Source organism: Picosynechococcus sp. PCC 73109 (assembly GCF_001521855.1).
Taxonomy (GTDB): Bacteria; Cyanobacteriota; Cyanobacteriia; order Cyanobacteriales; family MRBY01; genus MRBY01.
Genome location: NZ_CP013998.1, coordinates 2891615 through 2908842 on the forward strand (window position 1 = coordinate 2891615; position 17228 = coordinate 2908842).

A 17228-nucleotide genomic window follows, 5' to 3' on the forward strand; every position below is an offset into this window, starting at 1 on the left:
CATTGAGTAGCGTTAACCCATAAAACCGTAGGTAATTTTCCCCGGAGCCATATGACTTTTTTTTGGCAGAATGATGACCTGGCTACGGGTCAAGGGATCAGCTTTGAGCAGCCGATTTTCCTCGATGGCCAGAGCCTCTGACCGAGGCGATCGCCCTCATGACGGGCCAGGAAAAAGATTCTCCCCAAAGTTGTTTAATCATTACGGAGGGGGAACAAATGGTGGGAATTTTAACGGAGCGGGACTTGGTGCGGCTGTCCCTCTCACCGAAAGCGCTCCACCAAACCTTGGTGCGGGAAATTATGACCAGCCCGGTGGTGACCATTGAGCAGAAAAATTTAATTGACGTTTTTTCGGCCTATAACTTAATGCGACGGCATCAGATCCGCCATTTGCCCGTCGTGGATGAACAGCAGCGTGTGATTGGGGTTACATCAGTCTATTGCGGCAGGCGTTACATTTGGGCTATTTTCTCCGGTTTCGGGAAGTGCGGGAGGTGATGTCTAGTCAAGTGATTTCCGCCCCACCAGAAACCTCTGTCCTCGAAGTCGCGCAATTGATGGCGAGGCGACGGATTAGCTGCATAGTGGTGGCCATCGAAGCTGGATATTTCATTAAGCCTATTGGTATTGTCACAGAAAGAGATATCGTCAAATTACAAGGCTCTGGTGCTGATTTAGAGGCCTTGGGCGTTGGGGAAGTGATGAGTGCGCCCCTCATCCAGTTACATCCTGCGGATTCCTTGGCGATCGCCCAAGAAAAACTCCAACGGCATCGGGTGCGGCGGATCGTTGTTACCGGAAAAGACGGGGAATTACGGGGCATTTTGACAGAAAGTAATCTCTCGCAAATTCTCGATCCCCTAGAACTGTTCGGGATGTTAGAAATTTTGCAGCATCGAGTCAAACAACTGAGCGAAGACCGCGATCGCCTCTTACCCCACAAAAATCTCCACCTCCAACAGGCCCTGAAAAACGGCGAATTTTTACTCTATTACCAGCCCCAACTCGACATCGAAAGCCAGCAGATCATTGGGGCGGAAGTCTTGGTGCGCTGGCAATCACCGGAACAGGGTTTGGTTTCACCGGGGGAGTTTATCCCCCTCGCCGAAATGACAGGCTTTATTGTGCCCCTGGGGGAATGGATCCTCAAAGCAGCCTGTACCCAAGCCGTCCAATGGCAACAACGGGGCCTGACTCCCTTGCAAATTTCGGTCAATCTTTCGAGTAAGCAACTACAAAGCCCCCAACTGGTGCCCTGCCTCAAGGCAATTTTGGCGGAAACGGGGCTTGAGGCCCGCTGGCTCAAACTAGAACTGACCGAAAGTGCCCTAGTGGAGAATGTTGATTTTACGATGGCCCAATTTCGGCTGATTAAGGAACTAGGCGTGGCGATCGCCATTGATGATTTTGGGACGGGTTATGCCTCCCTGGGGTACCTGCAACATTTTCCCTTTGATACCCTCAAAATTGATCGCTGCTTCGTGGAAAATATTCACCAAAACCCTAAAAATGCCGCGATCACCAAAGCCTTGATCAACATGGCCCAGCAGCTTAACTTTTCGGTCGTCGCTGAAGGGGTAGAAACGGCTGAAGAAATGGAATTTTTGCGCCAACATCACTGTTACACATTCCAGGGTTTTTTCATTAGTCGCCCCCTGCCGATGGCGGCCTTCGAAACATTTTTAGCAAATTATCCAGCCTAAAACTCCGAATCATTACGAAACTCAGTCGTCGTTGCCCGTTCCCCGAGGGAAACAGTTATGCTGAAATTGCGAAAATATTTGCCTCTGTCTGCGGGGTTTGCCCCCAATAATTCACGCCTTATCAAGAAATAGCCATGATGCAAGTCGGACTGCAAGCGCTCCTTAGTGATGCCCATTTGGATGCCACCCAGGCCCAGAGTCAACGGCAACTCTCCCTCTCCATTGGGGCGATCGCCAGTGATTTCCAAGACGCCACCCTGCCGCTCAATCTTTGTTTAGTGCTTGATCACAGTGGTTCAATGGCTGGGCAACCCCTCCGCACCGTTAAAGAAGCCGCAATACAACTGGTTGACCAACTGCGGGAAGGCGATCGCCTCTCGGTGATTGCCTTTGATCACAAAGCAAAGGTGATTGTCCCCAACCAAGATGTCACGGACAAAGCCCACATCAAAGCCCAGATTGATCGCCTTGAGGCCGCCGGGGGCACCTGTATCGACGATGGCATTAAGCTTGGGTTACAGGAGCTGGCCAATAGCCCCGGTAAACGCGCCGCCCAGGTGTTTATGCTCACCGATGGCGAAAATGAACATGGCGATAATGGCCGCTGTTTGGAAATTGCCGCCGTCGCTGCCGAACATGGCGTCACCCTCAATAGTCTCGGTTTTGGCGAAAATTGGAACCAGGATGTCCTCGAAAAAATTGCTGATGCGGCCAATGGCAGCTTGGCTTATATTGAAACCCCCAATCAGGCCCTCACCGAATTTGAACGACTCCTCCAGCGGGCCCAATCGGTTGGTTTAACCAATGCTCAACTGCTTTTGCAACTTTCTCCCGGTAGTCGCTTGGCAGACCTCAAACCCCTCGCCCAGGTGGCCCCAGAAACCATCGAGTTGCCCGTGGTCAAAGAGGGCGATTTTTACGGTGTCCGCCTTGGGGATCTCTTAACCGAAGCGCCCCGGATCATTTTGGCCAATCTCTACATCGACCAACTGCCCCCCGGCCACCAAGCCATCGCCCAGGCCCAAGTCCGCTATGATGACCCGGCCACGGGCCAAACTCGGCTCATCTCAGAAGCGATTCCGATCACCGTAGACGTCCAAGAAAACTATCAACCAGCCCCGAATCCGGTGGTGCAGCAATCGATTCTCGCCCTTGCTAAATACCGACAAACCCAACTGGCCGAAGACAAGCTCAAGGCAGGCGATCGCCAAGGGGCCGCGACTCTCCTCCAAACGGCAGCAAAAACGGCGATTCAACTGGGTGATACTAATGCGGCCACTGTCCTCCAGCAAAATGCGACCCAACTCCAAGGGGGCCAAGACCTCTCCGAAGGCGATCGCAAACGCACCCGCATCGCCGCGAAAACAATGATCCAACCTTGAGCTTTAGGAAACCACCCTACTCGTCAAATTCAACTTGGAGCGTTGTCCCTTCAAAACTGACCAAATCCCCGTGGCGTAATTTCCGTTTGCGGCGGGTTTCTGTTTCTCCATTGACCTCCACGAAGCCCCCCTGGATGACCATTTTGGCCTGGCCCCCCGTCGCCACAAGGTTCATAATTTTCAGAAATTGATCAAGCTGAATTGTAGGGTCGTCGGTCGGCATCTGGGTCATTGGGGTTAGACAAAAATAAAAAATTTAGAGGGTTTCAGCAAAGAGGGTTTGTACCTCTTGCCATGCTGCTTGGGCGGCCTGTTCATTGTAACTGGCACGGCGATCGCAAAAGAAGCCATGGCCTGCCCCTTCATAGCGAAAAATCTTGTGCTCAACTTGGTGCGTTTTTAAAGCCGTCTCGATCTGATCTACTTGAGCCGCCGGAATCGACGCATCGGCCATCCCAAAGAAACCGTAGAGTTTGCCTTGGATTTCAGAGGTATAGTCCAGGGTTGTCTGGGTTGCTTCCCCGGGACACCAGGTGGTAATCCCAGCACCATAAAAAGACGCCGTCGCCTTAATCTCCGGCAAACTGGCCCCCAAATAGACCACATGACCACCAAAGCAAAACCCAATGCTACCAACCCCCGTGGGCTTCACCTGGGGCCGACCGTAAAGATAATCAATGGTTGCCTGGAGATCACTAAGCAGTTCTGTGGCCTTAGTCTGTTCTTTATATTGCCGTCCGACTTTCACGTCTTCTGGGGTGTACCCTGTTTCAAATCCTGGGGCCAACCGTTGATAAAGCGCCGGGGCGATCGCCACATAACCCAAGCGGGCAATGCGGTCAGTGACATCACGAATGTGGCCATTAACCCCAAAAATTTCCTGCACCACAATCACAGCGGGCAAGGGTTCCGTACTAACTGGATAGCTCAAGTAAGCCGCAATCTGCAGATCGCCATTGGGAATTTGAACCGTTTCTGTTTGGAGTGGGGACATCACAAAAACACTGGATAAATAACTTCATTGTTCCCATTTTAGAAGGTGCTCCCTGCGAGATTGCTTTGCCCATAGTCACAAAAAAAGAGGGAAAGACTCCCTCTCTTAAATCAATGCATTGAACTTAAAAGTTAAATATTTTGCCCTAACGCTTCGGCAAGAAGGCCATCGGGTTAACTGCTCCCTGACCCTTCGGATGAATCTCAAAATGGAGGTGCGGGCCCGTGCTAAAACCAGTGCTACCCATGGCTGCAATTTGTTGGCCTTGCTTGACCTGTTGGCCTTTGCGTACCATGATCCGGCTATTGTGGGCATATAGCGTGACACTGCCATCACCGTGGCGGATCTTGACGAGGTTGCCATAACCACCAGAGTTCCAGCCCGCCGTAATCACTTCACCATTGGCCGCTGCAAAAATGGGGGTGCCTGTGGGGGCAGCGATATCAATTCCCCGGTGCATCCGACCCCAGCGGGGGCCATAACCAGAGGTAAAGGTTCCTTTCGCCGGCCAAATATAACCATTGAAGATTTCAGCGCCCGGTAAATATTCATCGGGAGAGGCCAGGGGAGGCAGATCCGGGCTCACGGTTTCACCAACAGAGAGACGCAGAAGCGCGTTGTAGTTGGCGACGTTGCCAGGAGAAGCTGCTGCAAGTTCCTGGGGTGCTTCGGGCACTTCCACGGTGCGGGGGGCCGCAGCAGAAGGCTCAGGTTGTCCTTGCCATTCTGGGTTAACTACCGGTGCCAGTGCCGCAGCGCGCTCATTGCTGGTGAATTCGACATTGGGAGCCGGAACCTTGAGGGCAATGGGCGTTGATTGCTGTTGATATTCCCGACGTAGCCGCGCGATGTCAGTTTTAAGCTTTTCTACGGCGGCTTCCGTGGTGATTCGGTCGCTGTCCGGTGCGGTTACAGAACCAGTTTCTGCCTGTAATTTGGGCTGCGGCAGAGAAACGGCATTCGCTAGGGTTGCACTATTACGATTCACGCCTTGGGTTACCTCCATTTGGGGAACAAGGGCCACAAATTCTTTCTGGGGCTGGGGTTGCTGGGCGCGAGCCGGAATCGCTAGCTTTTGGTTGACGTAGATTACGTTGGGATTGAGCAGCTTATTGGCGGCAATCAATTCACGCCCTGAGATACCATAACGACGGGCGATCGCATATAAAGTTTCCCCGGGACGAACCACATGGGTTTTGGGCACGGCATTGGTGTTTGCTGCAACCAAGACTTCCGCTGGGGCTGCTGGAGTAGCGGCCTTTTCCTGGGGGCGCACCAGAGGCGTAGAGGCATTGCTCTGGGCTGGCGGAACGGTCAGGGTGACAGAGCGGGCCTGTTCTGTTTTTTCTTCTTTTTTCGCTTCCAATACCAATTCAGGGGTAGGGGATTGGAGCTGGGGGGGTTCCGGTAAACGCTGGGGGCTAGAAACCGCATTATTAGCGATTAAGGTTTCCGGTGTGGGTTCCGCTTTGGCCGTGGGCGCACTGAAGTCCTGAGGTTTCGGTACAGGAATTGTGACAACGCCCTTGGGGGCAGCGGTGGGTGCCTGGGGAGTCAAAGCAGTGGAGCTAACCAAGGTTTTGGGTTGAGGCGCCTCTGTTTTGGCCTCAAAAATCACCTTTTCCACAGGCTGGCTTTTGAGAGCTTGAATACTTTCGACGAGTTTATCCTGTTCGGCGCGTAATGTAGCGGTAGGTGCGTCGGCCTCAAGGCGGGCAGAATCGGCATCCATGAGGGCTTGGGAAGGAAGCTCAAGGGCGGCAACTTCGACGCTGGGCTTGGGGAGCGTGGGTTGCTCGCTGGGGGCGATCGCCGGAGAGTCAATCTCATAACGGGCGATCGGTTGTTGGGAAGGGGCCGGAATTTTTAGTGCTTGCCCAACCACTAGAGTACTTTCGACAGTGAGATCGTTTAAGGTGGCGATCGCCTCAGGGGCCACGCCATACCGTTGAGCAATGGACCAAAACGTATCAGCTTCAGCAACAATGTGCTTGATGGCGGGTAGTTCAGGCTCAACCCTACTGACAGAATTTGAACTTACAGCAGCGACGAGTTGGGGGGATTCGACCTCCGGAGCCGTTGCTAAAGTAACTGGAGCAGGAATCATAAATGTTTCTCCTTGGGAAAAAAGACGGTCTGTTCGTGAATTGGGCAAAGCCGTTACTTCCGTGGTCAACACCGAAATCGGTGAAATTTTTCGTAGCCCTCAATGGGAAGACAAAAAATGTGAGAAGTGAGGCACGTTTTCCAGAAAACCAACAAGACTCCAGGGGGAGCAGGCTGATGGGAAAACAGAAGCTTGGTTCGACTTTACCGACGTTGCCAAAGCTGCAGTACCTTCAGGGGATACAATGCGGTGCTTTTGGGATACGTCCTTCAAAAACAACCTCCTACTTGTGTCGAGCAGTGGTTTCATTCTGCTTCAACTGAAACAATTGAAGTAACAATTCTACCGACTTCTCGTGATTGAGATCACTTGAATTGGACATTTGGTGAATGTCTAGGAAAGGTTACCCTGGTTTCTTCTTTTTAACAAGTCTGGGTTGATATATTTTGATTTTTCTGGGGGAAAAACACTGGGATCAATGGGTAGTCCAGGATACAGAACAAGGGTGATTTCAGTTAATATTTAGTTGCACTTTTCCCCACTGGCGATCGCCTAGCATATTTTTTCGGTTTTGACAGCTTCTCTAGCCCAGACACCTATTGCATAAGCTTTTTAGGCTTTCTAAGTGCACATTTAGCGATAGTATTTTTGTTTTAAAAGAATAAAATCTCCACCGATTCAGGGGGGATCTGTTAATGTTTTCGGCGCACTACGGGGGGGCGGTGATAGAAATATCTTATCAGGGAAAACTAAAGCCCTAATTGACGCCGCACTTCAAAGAGACCCACCGCTGCACTCACGGAAAGATTAAGGCTCCGAACATGGGTCTTATTGATAGGAATAGTTAGGGTTGCATCGCAGCGTTGGAGCAGTTCTGCGGGGAGGCCTTGGGTTTCGCTACCAAATAGCAACCAGTCATCATCTTGGTAGGTGAATTCTGTGTATTGGCTCGTGCCCCGGACGCTGTAACCCAGGAGACGCCCCCCTCTGGTGGCCTGGGCCTGGAGGAAATGCTCAAGGTCGGGATAGAAAGAAAGTTTGACATGGGGCCAGTAATCTAGGCCGGCGCGTTTTAGGTGGCGATCGCCAATTTCAAAACCTAGGGGGCCGACGAGGTGTAATTCCGTATCGGTCGCCGCACAGGTGCGGGCAATATTACCTGTATTGGGGGGAATTTGGGGGTGAACAAGAACCAGTTGGGGCATCGGCGCAGATTAATAAACAAAGTCTTACAAACAGTTAAAGATACCCATTCAAGCACCTAGGCCACAAGGGCAGCGGGTTCGCACAAATATTGGGCTAATTCTTGATCGAGGGTTTCGGCTTCGGCGATCGCCTTTTGGATAATCATCTCTAAAGGTTGACCTTGACGATGGGCCTGGAGCCATTGTTGAGCCTGATTCCCCTCCCGGAGTAACTTTTGCAAGGGGCTGAGAAAACAAGCAAATCCCGCCTGTTTCGCAAAGGGATAGACTTCTGTGTAAATTTCTTGGATCCAATCCACCGCTTGAATCGGCTGGCCTGTGCGCCAGTGATAGAGGGTCGCCTCTAGGCTAGATTGGGCCGCCAGTTGCTCATTGGTATCGGTAATTTCCAAGAGGCGGGCTGGATTTAGCTGACTGGACTTGAGGGGGTCGAGGTGGGGCTGGGCCAAAAGCTGCTGGATTCTTGCTTCGACGAAGGCGACAATGGCCAGCAATTGCAGGGGATGGATCACCAAATCACAAATTCTCAATTCCAAGCGGTTTAAGGAATAGGGACGGCGATCGCCATTGGGACGCACCGAAGACCACAAATGTCGGACATTTTGCATCGTCCCCAGGCGGAGTTGCTCATTAGTCCAATCAATAAAATGTTGATGGCTGGTAAATAGGGGCACCTGAGCCGGAGTTTTCGGGAACACTTGCCAGCGGCGGGAATGGGAACCCGTCACGCGACCATCTAAAAACGGCGAGGCCGCACTTAGCGCCAGGATCAACGGGGCTTCGAGGCGCATTAATCGACAGGCCCGCATCAAAATTTCTGGATCTTCAATGCCAATATTAATGTGGACACTGGCCGTCACCACATCGGTGCCATAGGTCTGTTCAATATAGGCATGGTAGGGGTTTTGGGGATCCGAGCGAAAAAAGCGACTCGCATCACCGAGAGAGAGGGTACTGCCAGGAATGAGGGTGTAGTTCCCCAGGGTTTTCAAAAACTGACGCAGTTGCAGTCGGGGCTGCAAAATTGCACAGAGCAAACTTTCATAGCTGCAACAAGGGGGCGTGGTGTATTCGACATTGCGATTATCGGGTTCCCGCACAAAGCCTTCGAGGGCCTTTACCACTTGATCGGAGAGGCCGATAATTTCTCCGGTGGGGGTGCCTGTATAGATTTCAATCTCTAAACCTTTTGATAGCAGCAAAATGTATCCTCAAATCCTGGCAATGGGGGATGAATCATGCAGATTATCCAGCAATACACTATTTTATGCTGCCCTTCTCTCTCCTTGTGCGAAAATTTCTCCCTGACGGTGGGGAATTTTAAGTTAATATACTCATTCTCTTAATAAATGCCATTTTAAAATTGCTTTAGATCAAACCATGAGTCAATGTACAGTCCAGGATAAAGCCGCCAATACATTACCCCTAGATACCCGGGTAAAATATCTCTCGATCCAAGCGGAATTGGAACTATTGCTCCAGCAAATCCGGTCTAATCCCCAGAAGCAGGAGCGAGCCTAGGGTAAATGGGGCGTCATGGTTTTTCATTGGGGCCATGGCTCCTTATTCTTAGATTTTTAGGGATTTTTTGGCGGAAAACGAAAGGGGCGATCGCCTTGTCAAGGGAAAAATTAAGTATTTCTTTAGAAAGGGCAACCAAAGATACAGAAAAAAAAATTGCCCGTGTTAATCTGGGATACCTTACGGCTCCTCAGCCATTTCCCTTAAATTTATTTTCTCCCTGAACCCCTCCTCCATGGCAAATTCCATGACCCCTAGCACTCCAGTCGGCAAAGTTTACCTTGTTGGGGCAGGCCCCGGTGATCCTGGCCTCTTTACCCTAAAGGGCAAAACCCTCCTCGAAATGGCTGATGTGGTTGTTTATGATGCCTTGGTCAGTGAGCCAATTTTGGCGATGATCAATCCCCAGGCCGAACGGATCCATGCGGGGAAACGCCGGGGCAGACATTCACTCCCCCAGGAAGAAACCACAAAAATTTTGATCGAAAAAGCCCAGGAATTTGCCATTGTGGTGCGCTTGAAAGGAGGCGATCCGTTTGTTTTTGGGCGGGGCGGCGAAGAAATGGCCGATCTCCAAGCCGCAAATATTCCCGTCGAAATTGTCCCAGGCATTACCTCTGGAATTGCCGCTCCTGCCTATTGTGGCATTCCCCTCACCAGCCGTGGTTATAGTTGTTCGGCAACCTTTGTCATAGGCCATGAGGCCGCTGGCAAGTATCGACCCCAGGTCAATTGGCAGGCGATCGCCCAGGGTTCCGAGACCCTCGTGATCTACATGGGCATCCACAATCTGCCCCAAATTATTCCCCAGCTCCTCGCAGGGGGCTTAACCACAGACACTCCTATTGCTCTAATTCGTTGGGGAACGCGCCCGGATCAAGAAGAACTTCTGGGTGATCTTGGGGACATTGTCCAAAAAGTCGAAGCAACGGGCTTTTCTGCGCCGGCGATCGCCATTGTGGGTCGCGTGGTAGAACTCCATCCCCAGTACGACACCCTGTTACATACGGCAGATTAAATCCCCTGATTTTTGGGAGAATTTCACATTCTCACTGTAGTCCACGGGGCAATCGATCACCGCTGGTACATCCTGGGCTAGGGCTTCTTTTAAGGTCGGCACAAGGTCGGCGGCGGCGGTAATCCGATAACCCTTGAGGCCCATACTTTCGGCAAACTGCACAAAATCGGGATTGCCAAACTCCACAAAGGCTGGTGCGCCGAACTGGTTAATCTGTTTCCAACCGATCAAGCCATAGCCACCGTCGTTAAAAATTAGGGTGACAAAGTTCGCCCCAATGCGCAGGGCGGTTTCGAGCTCCTGGCAATTCATCATAAATCCCCCGTCCCCCGTGACAGCCACGACATTTTTTTCTGGGTGGACTAATTTGGCTGCTACAGCACCGGGAATCGCAATGCCCATCGCCGCAAATCCATTGGAAATCAGGCAAGTATTGGGGCGATCGCAATGGTAATGGCGGGCCATCCACATTTTGTGGGCCCCCACATCGGAAATGACGATATCCTCTGGAGCCATCACTTGGCGGAGATCGTAGATGATTTTTTGGGGTTTGACCGGAAAACTAGCATCGGTGCCGTGGCGTTCATAGTCCTCCCGAATCTCAGCCCGGACATTGAGAAATTTTGGCGCGGTTTTGCCTTCGCGGTCCGTGCGTTTACGAATCTCAGTTAAGGCATCGCCAATGTCGCCGACAACTTCCGTGAGGGGAATATAACTACTGTCAATTTCGGCGGCCACTTCACCAATGTGGATAATTGGGGTCGTTCCCTCTGGGTTCCAACGCTTCGGGGAATATTCGATCAGATCGTAGCCCACTGCAATCACCAAATCGCTCTGTTCAAAGGCACAGGTGACGAAATCGCGCTGTTGGAGTCCCACCGTCCACAGGGACAGGGGATGGGTGTAGGGAATTGCCCCTTTGCCCATAAAGGTGTTGACCACGGGAATGTTGAGGTGGGTGGCAAAATCGGTGAGGGCTTCGGCGGCATCGGCGCGAATAATGCCATTGCCCACCAGGATTAAAGGACTCTTGGCATGGGCGATCGCCTCGGCGGCGCGGTTTAAACTCCGGCTTGAAGCATAGATTTTTTCGCGACCATCCCGCCGGAGGGGCTGACCTTCCACGGGCATCGCGGCAATATTTTCAGGAAGATCGATGTGTACGGCCCCTGGTTTTTCCTGTTGGGCAATTTTAAAGGCGCGACGCACCACCTCTGGAGTCGTATTCGGTCGGACAATTTGTTTATTCCACTTGGTGACGGGGGCAAACATTGCCACCAGATCAAGATATTGGTGAGATTCAATGTGCATGCGGTCGGTACCCACCTGCCCTGTAATCGCAATCAGGGGAGCCCCATCGAGGTTCGCATCGGCAACCCCGGTCATTAAATTGGTAGCCCCAGGCCCCAGGGTAGACAGACAAACCCCCGCTTTCCCGGTTAAACGACCATACACATCGGCCATAAAAGCGGCACCCTGTTCATGGCGGACGGTAATAAAGCGGATGGGAGACTCCTTAAGGGCTTCGAGGATATGGAGGTTTTCTTCCCCCGGTAGCCCAAAAATATACTCCACCCCTTCATTTTCTAGACATCGGATCAATAATTCTGCAGTATTCACGGGCGATCGCCTCCTCAGGCACCAAAATCGTTGGGATAAAGTCGGGGGGTTATTTTAGCCACACCGTTTTGGCATTCACAAAGGTGCGAATCCCAGCGAGGCCCAATTCTCGCCCATAACCAGAGCGTTTCGTCCCACCAAAGGGGAGGCGGGGGTCAGATTTCACCATGCCATTGATAAAAACGGCCCCAGCGTCGAGCTCTTGAATAAAGCGTTGTTGTTCTGCCGGATCACTTGTCCAGGCACTGGCCCCTAAACCAAAGGGAATATCATTGGCGAGGGCGATCGCCTGATCGAGATCTTTAACCGTAAAGACCATTGCCACCGGTGCAAACAGTTCCTCCTGGAGAATCTTCGCCCCTGGGGGAATCTCCGTCAAAATGGTCGGCGGATAAAAATAACCGGCGCGATCGAGGGGGTGCCCGCCTAACAAAATTTTGGCCCCAGCAGCCACCGCTTGATCCACTTGGCGGCTGATATCCTGCAAAATGCTCTCCGTTGCCAGGGGGCCGATATCCGTCTCTGGTTCCATGGGATTGCCGATCTTAAGACTGGCAAATTTGAGGTGGAGTTTTTCGAGAAATTCGGCGGCGATCGCCTCGTGGAGAATAAATCGTTTCGCCGCAATGCAAGATTGACCATTGTTCATCGTACGGGCTACAGTACCGACCTCGACTGCTTCATCGAGATCCGCCGACGGAAAGACCACAAATGGATCACTGCCACCCAGTTCTAACAGCGTCGGTTTGATTTCCTGGCCCGCTAGACTGGCTAAACTCGCTCCGGCTGGTTCGCTCCCCGTCAAAGTAGCGGCCTTTACCCGGGGATCTTTAATCACCTGCTCTACCTGGGACGCGCCAATTAACAAGGTTTGAAATACCCCTTCCGGAAATCCTGCCGCCTCTAAAATCGCTTCCACCGCCAGAGCGCACTGGGGCACATTGGACGCATGTTTTAACACCGCCACATTCCCGGCCATTAATGCTGGGGCGGCAAAACGGAAAACTTGCCAGAAGGGAAAATTCCACGGCATCACCGCGAGCAGAATGCCCAAGGGCTGATAGCACACATAACTTTCTGTGGCCTGGGTTTCTGTGTATTCGTTGGCCAAAAACTGTTCACCGTGTTCGGCATAGTAGCGACAGACTAAAGCAGATTTTTCGGCTTCGGCGATCGCACTTTTATGGGTTTTTCCCATCTCAGTGGTCATAATCTCCGCAAACTTACTGGCGTCCCGTTCGAGGATGGCCGCTGCATTTTCGAGCCACTGTCGCCGTTGGCTAAAGCTGGTGCGCCGATATGCTTGAAATGCTTCCTGGGCCTTGGCTAATTTTGCGTCAATTTCTGCTGGGGTCAGGGCTTTAAAACGCTGACAAATTTCTCCGGTTGTGGGATTGATCGTGGCGATCGCCATAACTCTCTCCTTTGCCGCTGCGGGCTTGAGGCCTCCACTCTTCTCAGTGTAAGCGGGAATTTTTGCAATTTTTAGCGATACCGATAAACCTAAACAATCCGTGACATACACCCGACACGGATATTTTTATCGCAAAGTCGGCGTAAAACCCTGCCTCTTTTAGAGCGGGGATATAAGCCGAGCGACGACTCGACTGAGCTCGCCGAAGTCTGACCAACGGGAAGAAGCAAACTACATTTTCTGTTTTATTTTAAAATATCCAGCATAAACATTGGAATGGTCGAACTAATGCTGATTCTTGAGTTTAAAGTCAAAGGTAAACCTGCTCAATACAACGCCATTGACGAGGCTATTCGGACAACTCAGTTCATCCGGAATAAGTCTATCCGCCTCAATAAACAATGCGCAGTGTTGGCCAAGGAGTTCCCTTTTGCCAATGACTTGAACTCTCAGGCTAGACAATCTGCCGCTGAACGGGCTTGGTCGGCCATCAGTCGTTTCTACGAAGACGTTCGGCTGAGCGCTCACGTCGAAGCCTGCAAGAAGAAAGTTTTAGGCAAAAAAGGCTATCCCAAATTCCAAAAGAACTGTCGCTCTGTGGAATATAAAACCTCAGGGTGGAAGTTAGAGGACAATCGCAAATACATCGTCTTCACTGACAAAAATAAGATTGGTCGATTGAAACTCTTGGGAAGCCGTGACCTGAACTTTTACCAACCAGAGCAAATTAAGCGGGTGCGATTAGTGCGCCGGGCCGATGGCTACTATGCTCAGTTTCCGGTAAGTGTAGACCGTCAAGAATCAGTAATGCCATCCGGTAAAGCAATTGGGTTAGATGTGGGATTAAAGGAGTTCTACACCGACTCCAATGGGTTTGCGGTGGAAAATCCTCGCTTTTTACGAAAAGGGGAGCAGCGTCTCAAACGAGCGCATCGTCTTGTTTCTCGCAAGCAGAAGGGGGGTCATAATCGACGCAAGGCAATCAATAAATTAGGGAGAGTTCACCTGAAGATAAGTAGGCAACGTAAAGACCATGCGGTGAAGTTGGCACGGTGCGTAATCTCATCTAACGATGTAGTGGCCTATGAAGACTTACGGGTGAAAAATCTAGTGAAAAACCATTGCCTAGCGAAATCGATTAACGATGCAAGTTGGTATCAGTTTCGGGTGTGGTTGGAGTATTTCGGCAAGGTGTTTGGGAAAATTACTATTGCCGTGCCACCCCACTACACCAGCCAGAACTGTAGCGCCTGTGGTCAAACGGTGCAGAAGTCTCTTTCAGTGCGGACTCATGTGTGTGAGTGTGGCTGTGAGCTAGACCGTGACCATAATGCGGCGATAAACATCTTGCGTTTAGGATTGAGTACGGTGGGGCACACCGGAATGTACGCTTTGGGAGATCTGACCACTACTCTGGCTGAATCCGTTCTGTCGGGGCAAGTTGAATCGTTGAGCAAAGAATCCCCTCGCCTTTAGCCAGGGGAGTGTCAAGCAAGGGAGATTTTTTAAAACGGCAAATTTAGGATTCCTAAAGACGCGTTTCTAAATATTGCGCGATCATCAGTTCTTGTCCCGCACGGGAAGTAATAGTTTGGCGTGTGCGGTGTTTATCCCCAACAAATTTAATTTCTTCTTCAAAACTGGCGCCGTCGTAGGCAGTCTGGAGTCGCATCACGTGGGGTTGAATCAATTCAAATTCGGCCACAATCGGGGCTGTTGTCGAAAAACCACGGTCGCGGTACATCAACTGATCCCGAATCCCAAAGATCGTCTCTCCCTTTAGGGGTTTGCGTTGCACATTGGTATAGGTGCTTTCCCAAGTAACTTTCGCCCCACATTGAAAGGCCTGATCAGGGGAAAGGTGGTGGGCGATCGCCAAGGGTTTGAGGTGGGGATGCTCGGCGGGTAAAAAGACGACTTCGATTGCCGAAATGGCCTCCAGGGGTTCCTGGTCACTGTTGAGGGTGTAGTAGCGGCGCTGGGAATGCCACCGACCGGCAGAGCGCTGAAAAAAGGCGGTGCTGGCACTGGGCGAAGTCGCAAGTAAATTCATGGGCGAAGAGCTTCGAGAGCTGCGGCAAATGTCAATGCTTAGTTTATATATTGTTACATTTTCTTGTAATCCTGGGCAAGGCAAGGGCGATCGCCTCACCCAGGTGCGGCCCTACTTCACGTACTGCCACTGATTGCGAATGAGGGAAAGAAAGGTGGCGTACCCCGCAGAGGTGGACGGAAAATCGGGTTTGTAAAATTCCGGGAACTCCGTGTAGGGACGCCAGGGATCAAAGGCTTTTAACCTAAGGTGTAGTACCCCTTCAGACGCACCGCCGTTGGGACTCCAGGTCATTTGTCCTGCTGTTTGCATGGTTTTTACTCCTTACTCGAAATAGTCAATGAGTATTTATAACTATTATTTTGGGGAAATAACCCAGGGTTTCCGTGGGATTTGTTACGGGAGCAGGAAGAAATATGCGGAAGTGTTAACTTTTTGTAATATTTCAATCCAAGCTGGCGATCGCCTTTTTCCTTTCTCTCAGCAGTTGCTTTGGCTTAAACAGGTTCCTCCGTCAGTTGGGCCATAGTTGCGGCGGGAGTCTGGGTGGTATCCAGGGTTTTAACCAGGGGATGTTCCTCTGGGATAAAGGATTCAAAATGTTCCTGTTGGCTCGTGAGCAGATCTGCCGTTGCATCGGAAATATCGTTGGTGCGGGTCGTTAACCGCTGGGCCAAAATTGGCAACGGTGCTTGGCAGTGGAAAATTTCCAGGGGAATGTCCTGGTCAGCACAAGCTTTAATCACATTTTTACGATAGACAAGTTTGTCATATTTGGCATCGAGGATGACGGTAAAACCCTGTTTTGCCAACAGTAAACCAAGCTCTTGTAGGCGAGCATAGGTTTGTTCATTCATCGCTTCACTGTAGAGGCGGTCATCGCCTTTTGCTTCTAAAGATAAGCCTGCTAAATGTTTACGCACAGCATCGGAGCGCAGTTGAATTCCATTCCATTGGCGAGCTGCCGCCCGGGCCATCGTTGATTTGCCAGCACCAGACAAACCACACATCACAATCACTTTTCCCTGGGGGCGTTGAGTATAGCGCCAAGCTAGATCGTAGTAATCTGAAGCGATCGCCGCAGCCTGGATTTTTGCTTCTGGGGCGATCGCCGGATCATCCAAAAGAAATGAAGTTACTTTCGCCCGTACATAGGCCTGGCGACTCAGGTACAAGGGCAAAACCTGGAGCCCTTCCCAATCTCCAGTACGTTCAACATAGGTGTTGAGAAAAGCATTCCCCAGCTCCCTGGCACCCCGCGCATCTAAATCCATCACCGTAAAAGCCACGTCATACATGGTATCTACGAACCGGAAAGGCTCATTAAATTCGATGCGGTCAAATAGTTGAATCTGATCTTGCCAAAAACAAATATTGCGCAGGTGCAGATCGCCATGGCATTCTTTGATTTTTGCTTCGCGGCGGCGTTTGGCAAAAATTTCCTCCCGGCTAGCAAAGAAATTATCTGTAAATTGTTTGGTTTGCTCGAAGCGCTCTTGGGTCTGGACAGTACCAATATATTTGGCCGTTTGGGCGTAGTTTTCATCAATGGCCTGACGGATTTTGGCAATTTCCCCAAAGCTCAGGATGTAGTCGTTGGTAGTTGCCTGTTGATGGAAATCAGCGACAGCTTTTCCCAGTTGCACCATGTGATCTTCGGTGAGAGTGCCTGCTGTAAACATCTCACTCAACAGATTTTCCTGGGGGAATTGACGCATTTTTACGGCATATTCCACCACTTCTCCCGCCCCATTAAAAGCATAGGTTTGGCCGTCATAGGTAATGGGCAGTACTTCTAGGTACAGGTCAGCAGCCAGGGCACGATTTAGCTCCAGTTCTACTTTGCAGAAATGTTGACGTTTGTCTAGGGTCGAAAAATCCAGGAAGCCGAAATTAACTGCTTTTTTGAGTTTGTAGGCATAGTCCCCGGTCAAAAACACGTAGGACACATGGGTTTGCACTAAGGCGATCGCCTCCTGGGTCAGGTGGGGATATATCGCTGGCTGTTGTAGCGCTTCAATCAAGGCAGAGATCGAATGGGACATCTAAAAAATTTCACCGTAGAAGATATTGAGGTTTATTGTGCCATCTTGCTCTGGTTCCCTCTGCCCAGAGTCTGAATCAATGCCATTTTGTCTAAGTTAATTTAGTAGTTTTATGTAATGAGACAAGATAAAAGTTAAATTTGTGTCGTTTGGGGAGTAGGTGC

The 17228-nt window shown here is 51.0% G+C and carries 16 protein-coding genes; 6 read left to right on the forward strand and 10 right to left on the reverse strand.

The features are described from left to right. Positions 1-158 precede the first annotated feature (158 nt). The 3 genes from AWQ23_RS13750 (at position 159) to AWQ23_RS13760 (ending at position 3087) form a co-directional block, all read left to right on the forward strand. A complete protein-coding gene (locus tag AWQ23_RS13750) occupies positions 159-500 on the forward strand; it encodes a CBS domain-containing protein (protein ID WP_062436246.1) in 342 nt (113 codons plus the stop codon). Further along, positions 461-1705, forward strand: coding sequence for an EAL domain-containing protein (locus tag AWQ23_RS13755; RefSeq protein ID WP_157072238.1), 1245 nt, complete (start codon positions 461-463; stop codon positions 1703-1705). The genes AWQ23_RS13750 and AWQ23_RS13755 overlap by 40 nt, the downstream gene beginning before the upstream one ends. 137 nt (positions 1706-1842) lie before the next feature. After that, on the forward strand, positions 1843-3087 hold the full coding sequence (locus AWQ23_RS13760; protein ID WP_062436250.1) for a VWA domain-containing protein: 1245 nt from the start codon (positions 1843-1845) through the stop codon (positions 3085-3087). A 16-nt stretch (positions 3088-3103) separates the two neighbouring features. Here the strand turns inward: AWQ23_RS13760 and AWQ23_RS13765 are convergent, their stop codons facing one another. From AWQ23_RS13765 to gshA, 5 genes are all read right to left on the reverse strand, one after another. Then, positions 3104-3319, reverse strand: coding sequence for an RNA-binding S4 domain-containing protein (locus tag AWQ23_RS13765; RefSeq protein WP_012308354.1), 216 nt, complete (start codon positions 3317-3319; stop codon positions 3104-3106). 24 nt (positions 3320-3343) lie between these two features. After that, positions 3344-4081, reverse strand: coding sequence for a dienelactone hydrolase family protein (locus AWQ23_RS13770; RefSeq protein WP_062436252.1), 738 nt, complete (start codon positions 4079-4081; stop codon positions 3344-3346). 145 nt (positions 4082-4226) lie between these two features. After that, positions 4227-6188, reverse strand: a complete 1962-nt coding sequence (locus tag AWQ23_RS13775) for a peptidoglycan DD-metalloendopeptidase family protein (RefSeq protein ID WP_062436254.1) — start codon at positions 6186-6188, stop codon at positions 4227-4229. Between the two features lie 749 nt (positions 6189-6937). Continuing rightward, positions 6938-7393, reverse strand: a complete 456-nt coding sequence (locus tag AWQ23_RS13785) for a tRNA (cytidine(34)-2'-O)-methyltransferase (RefSeq protein ID WP_012308357.1) — start codon at positions 7391-7393, stop codon at positions 6938-6940. Between the two features lie 56 nt (positions 7394-7449). After that, positions 7450-8595 carry a glutamate--cysteine ligase gene (gene gshA / locus AWQ23_RS13790; RefSeq protein WP_062436257.1) on the reverse strand — a complete coding sequence of 382 codons (1146 nt, stop codon included), beginning with the start codon at positions 8593-8595 and terminating at the stop codon, positions 7450-7452. A 178-nt stretch (positions 8596-8773) separates the two neighbouring features. Between gshA and AWQ23_RS16230 the strand changes: the two genes are divergently transcribed. Beyond that, entirely contained in the window at positions 8774-8914 is a 141-nt protein-coding gene (locus AWQ23_RS16230; RefSeq protein ID WP_012308359.1) for a hypothetical protein, read from the forward strand. A 247-nt stretch (positions 8915-9161) separates the two neighbouring features. Beyond that, the gene (gene cobA, locus AWQ23_RS13800) at positions 9162-9932 is read left to right on the forward strand and encodes a uroporphyrinogen-III C-methyltransferase (RefSeq protein ID WP_232308915.1); all 771 of its coding nucleotides are present in this window, start codon (positions 9162-9164) and stop codon (positions 9930-9932) included. Here the strand turns inward: cobA and AWQ23_RS13805 are convergent. Next, positions 9915-11552 (reverse strand): acetolactate synthase large subunit, encoded by a 1638-nt coding sequence (locus tag AWQ23_RS13805; RefSeq protein ID WP_062436263.1) that lies wholly within the window; start codon positions 11550-11552, stop codon positions 9915-9917. The genes cobA and AWQ23_RS13805 overlap by 18 nt on opposite strands. Positions 11553-11601: 49 nt before the next feature. Then, positions 11602-12966, reverse strand: a complete 1365-nt coding sequence (locus tag AWQ23_RS13810) for an NAD-dependent succinate-semialdehyde dehydrogenase (protein WP_062436265.1) — start codon at positions 12964-12966, stop codon at positions 11602-11604. 288 nt (positions 12967-13254) lie between these two features. On the opposite strand from AWQ23_RS13810, the gene AWQ23_RS13815 reads away from it, so the two are divergent. Next, the gene (locus AWQ23_RS13815; RefSeq protein ID WP_062436716.1) at positions 13255-14442 is read left to right on the forward strand and encodes an RNA-guided endonuclease TnpB family protein; all 1188 of its coding nucleotides are present in this window, start codon (positions 13255-13257) and stop codon (positions 14440-14442) included. Between the two features lie 52 nt (positions 14443-14494). On the opposite strand, the gene AWQ23_RS13820 is transcribed toward AWQ23_RS13815, so the two are convergent. The 3 genes from AWQ23_RS13820 to AWQ23_RS13830 all read right to left on the reverse strand — a co-directional run bounded on the left by AWQ23_RS13820 (position 14495) and on the right by AWQ23_RS13830 (position 17064). After that, positions 14495-15019 (reverse strand): phycobiliprotein lyase, encoded by a 525-nt coding sequence (locus tag AWQ23_RS13820; RefSeq protein ID WP_045442612.1) that lies wholly within the window; start codon positions 15017-15019, stop codon positions 14495-14497. A gap of 111 nt (positions 15020-15130) precedes the next feature. Next, complete coding sequence (locus tag AWQ23_RS13825) at positions 15131-15331, reverse strand: hypothetical protein (RefSeq protein WP_030008230.1); 201 nt, start codon at positions 15329-15331, stop codon at positions 15131-15133. Between the two features lie 185 nt (positions 15332-15516). Further along, positions 15517-17064 (reverse strand): AAA family ATPase, encoded by a 1548-nt coding sequence (locus AWQ23_RS13830; protein ID WP_062436267.1) that lies wholly within the window; start codon positions 17062-17064, stop codon positions 15517-15519. Between the last annotated feature and the right edge of the window lie 164 nt (positions 17065-17228).

Excerpts from the sequence above, each read along its gene's own strand:
- AWQ23_RS13785 (WP_012308357.1), bottom strand. The coding sequence starts at position 7,393 with ATGCCCCAACTGGTTCTTGTTCACCCCCAAATTCCCCCCAATACAGGT.
- AWQ23_RS13775 (WP_062436254.1), bottom strand. The coding sequence starts at position 6,188 with ATGATTCCTGCTCCAGTTACTTTAGCAACGGCTCCGGAGGTCGAATCC.
- AWQ23_RS13765 (WP_012308354.1), bottom strand. The coding sequence starts at position 3,319 with ATGACCCAGATGCCGACCGACGACCCTACAATTCAGCTTGATCAATTT.
- AWQ23_RS13820 (WP_045442612.1), bottom strand. The coding sequence starts at position 15,019 with ATGAATTTACTTGCGACTTCGCCCAGTGCCAGCACCGCCTTTTTTCAG.
- AWQ23_RS13830 (WP_062436267.1), bottom strand. The coding sequence starts at position 17,064 with ATGTCCCATTCGATCTCTGCCTTGATTGAAGCGCTACAACAGCCAGCG.
- AWQ23_RS13770 (WP_062436252.1), bottom strand. The coding sequence starts at position 4,081 with ATGTCCCCACTCCAAACAGAAACGGTTCAAATTCCCAATGGCGATCTG.
- AWQ23_RS13825 (WP_030008230.1), bottom strand. The coding sequence starts at position 15,331 with ATGCAAACAGCAGGACAAATGACCTGGAGTCCCAACGGCGGTGCGTCT.
- AWQ23_RS13750 (WP_062436246.1), top strand. The coding sequence starts at position 159 with ATGACGGGCCAGGAAAAAGATTCTCCCCAAAGTTGTTTAATCATTACG.
- AWQ23_RS13760 (WP_062436250.1), top strand. The coding sequence starts at position 1,843 with ATGCAAGTCGGACTGCAAGCGCTCCTTAGTGATGCCCATTTGGATGCC.
- cobA (WP_232308915.1), top strand. The coding sequence starts at position 9,162 with ATGACCCCTAGCACTCCAGTCGGCAAAGTTTACCTTGTTGGGGCAGGC.
- AWQ23_RS13810 (WP_062436265.1), bottom strand. The coding sequence starts at position 12,966 with ATGGCGATCGCCACGATCAATCCCACAACCGGAGAAATTTGTCAGCGT.
- AWQ23_RS13815 (WP_062436716.1), top strand. The coding sequence starts at position 13,255 with ATGCTGATTCTTGAGTTTAAAGTCAAAGGTAAACCTGCTCAATACAAC.
- AWQ23_RS16230 (WP_012308359.1), top strand. The coding sequence starts at position 8,774 with ATGAGTCAATGTACAGTCCAGGATAAAGCCGCCAATACATTACCCCTA.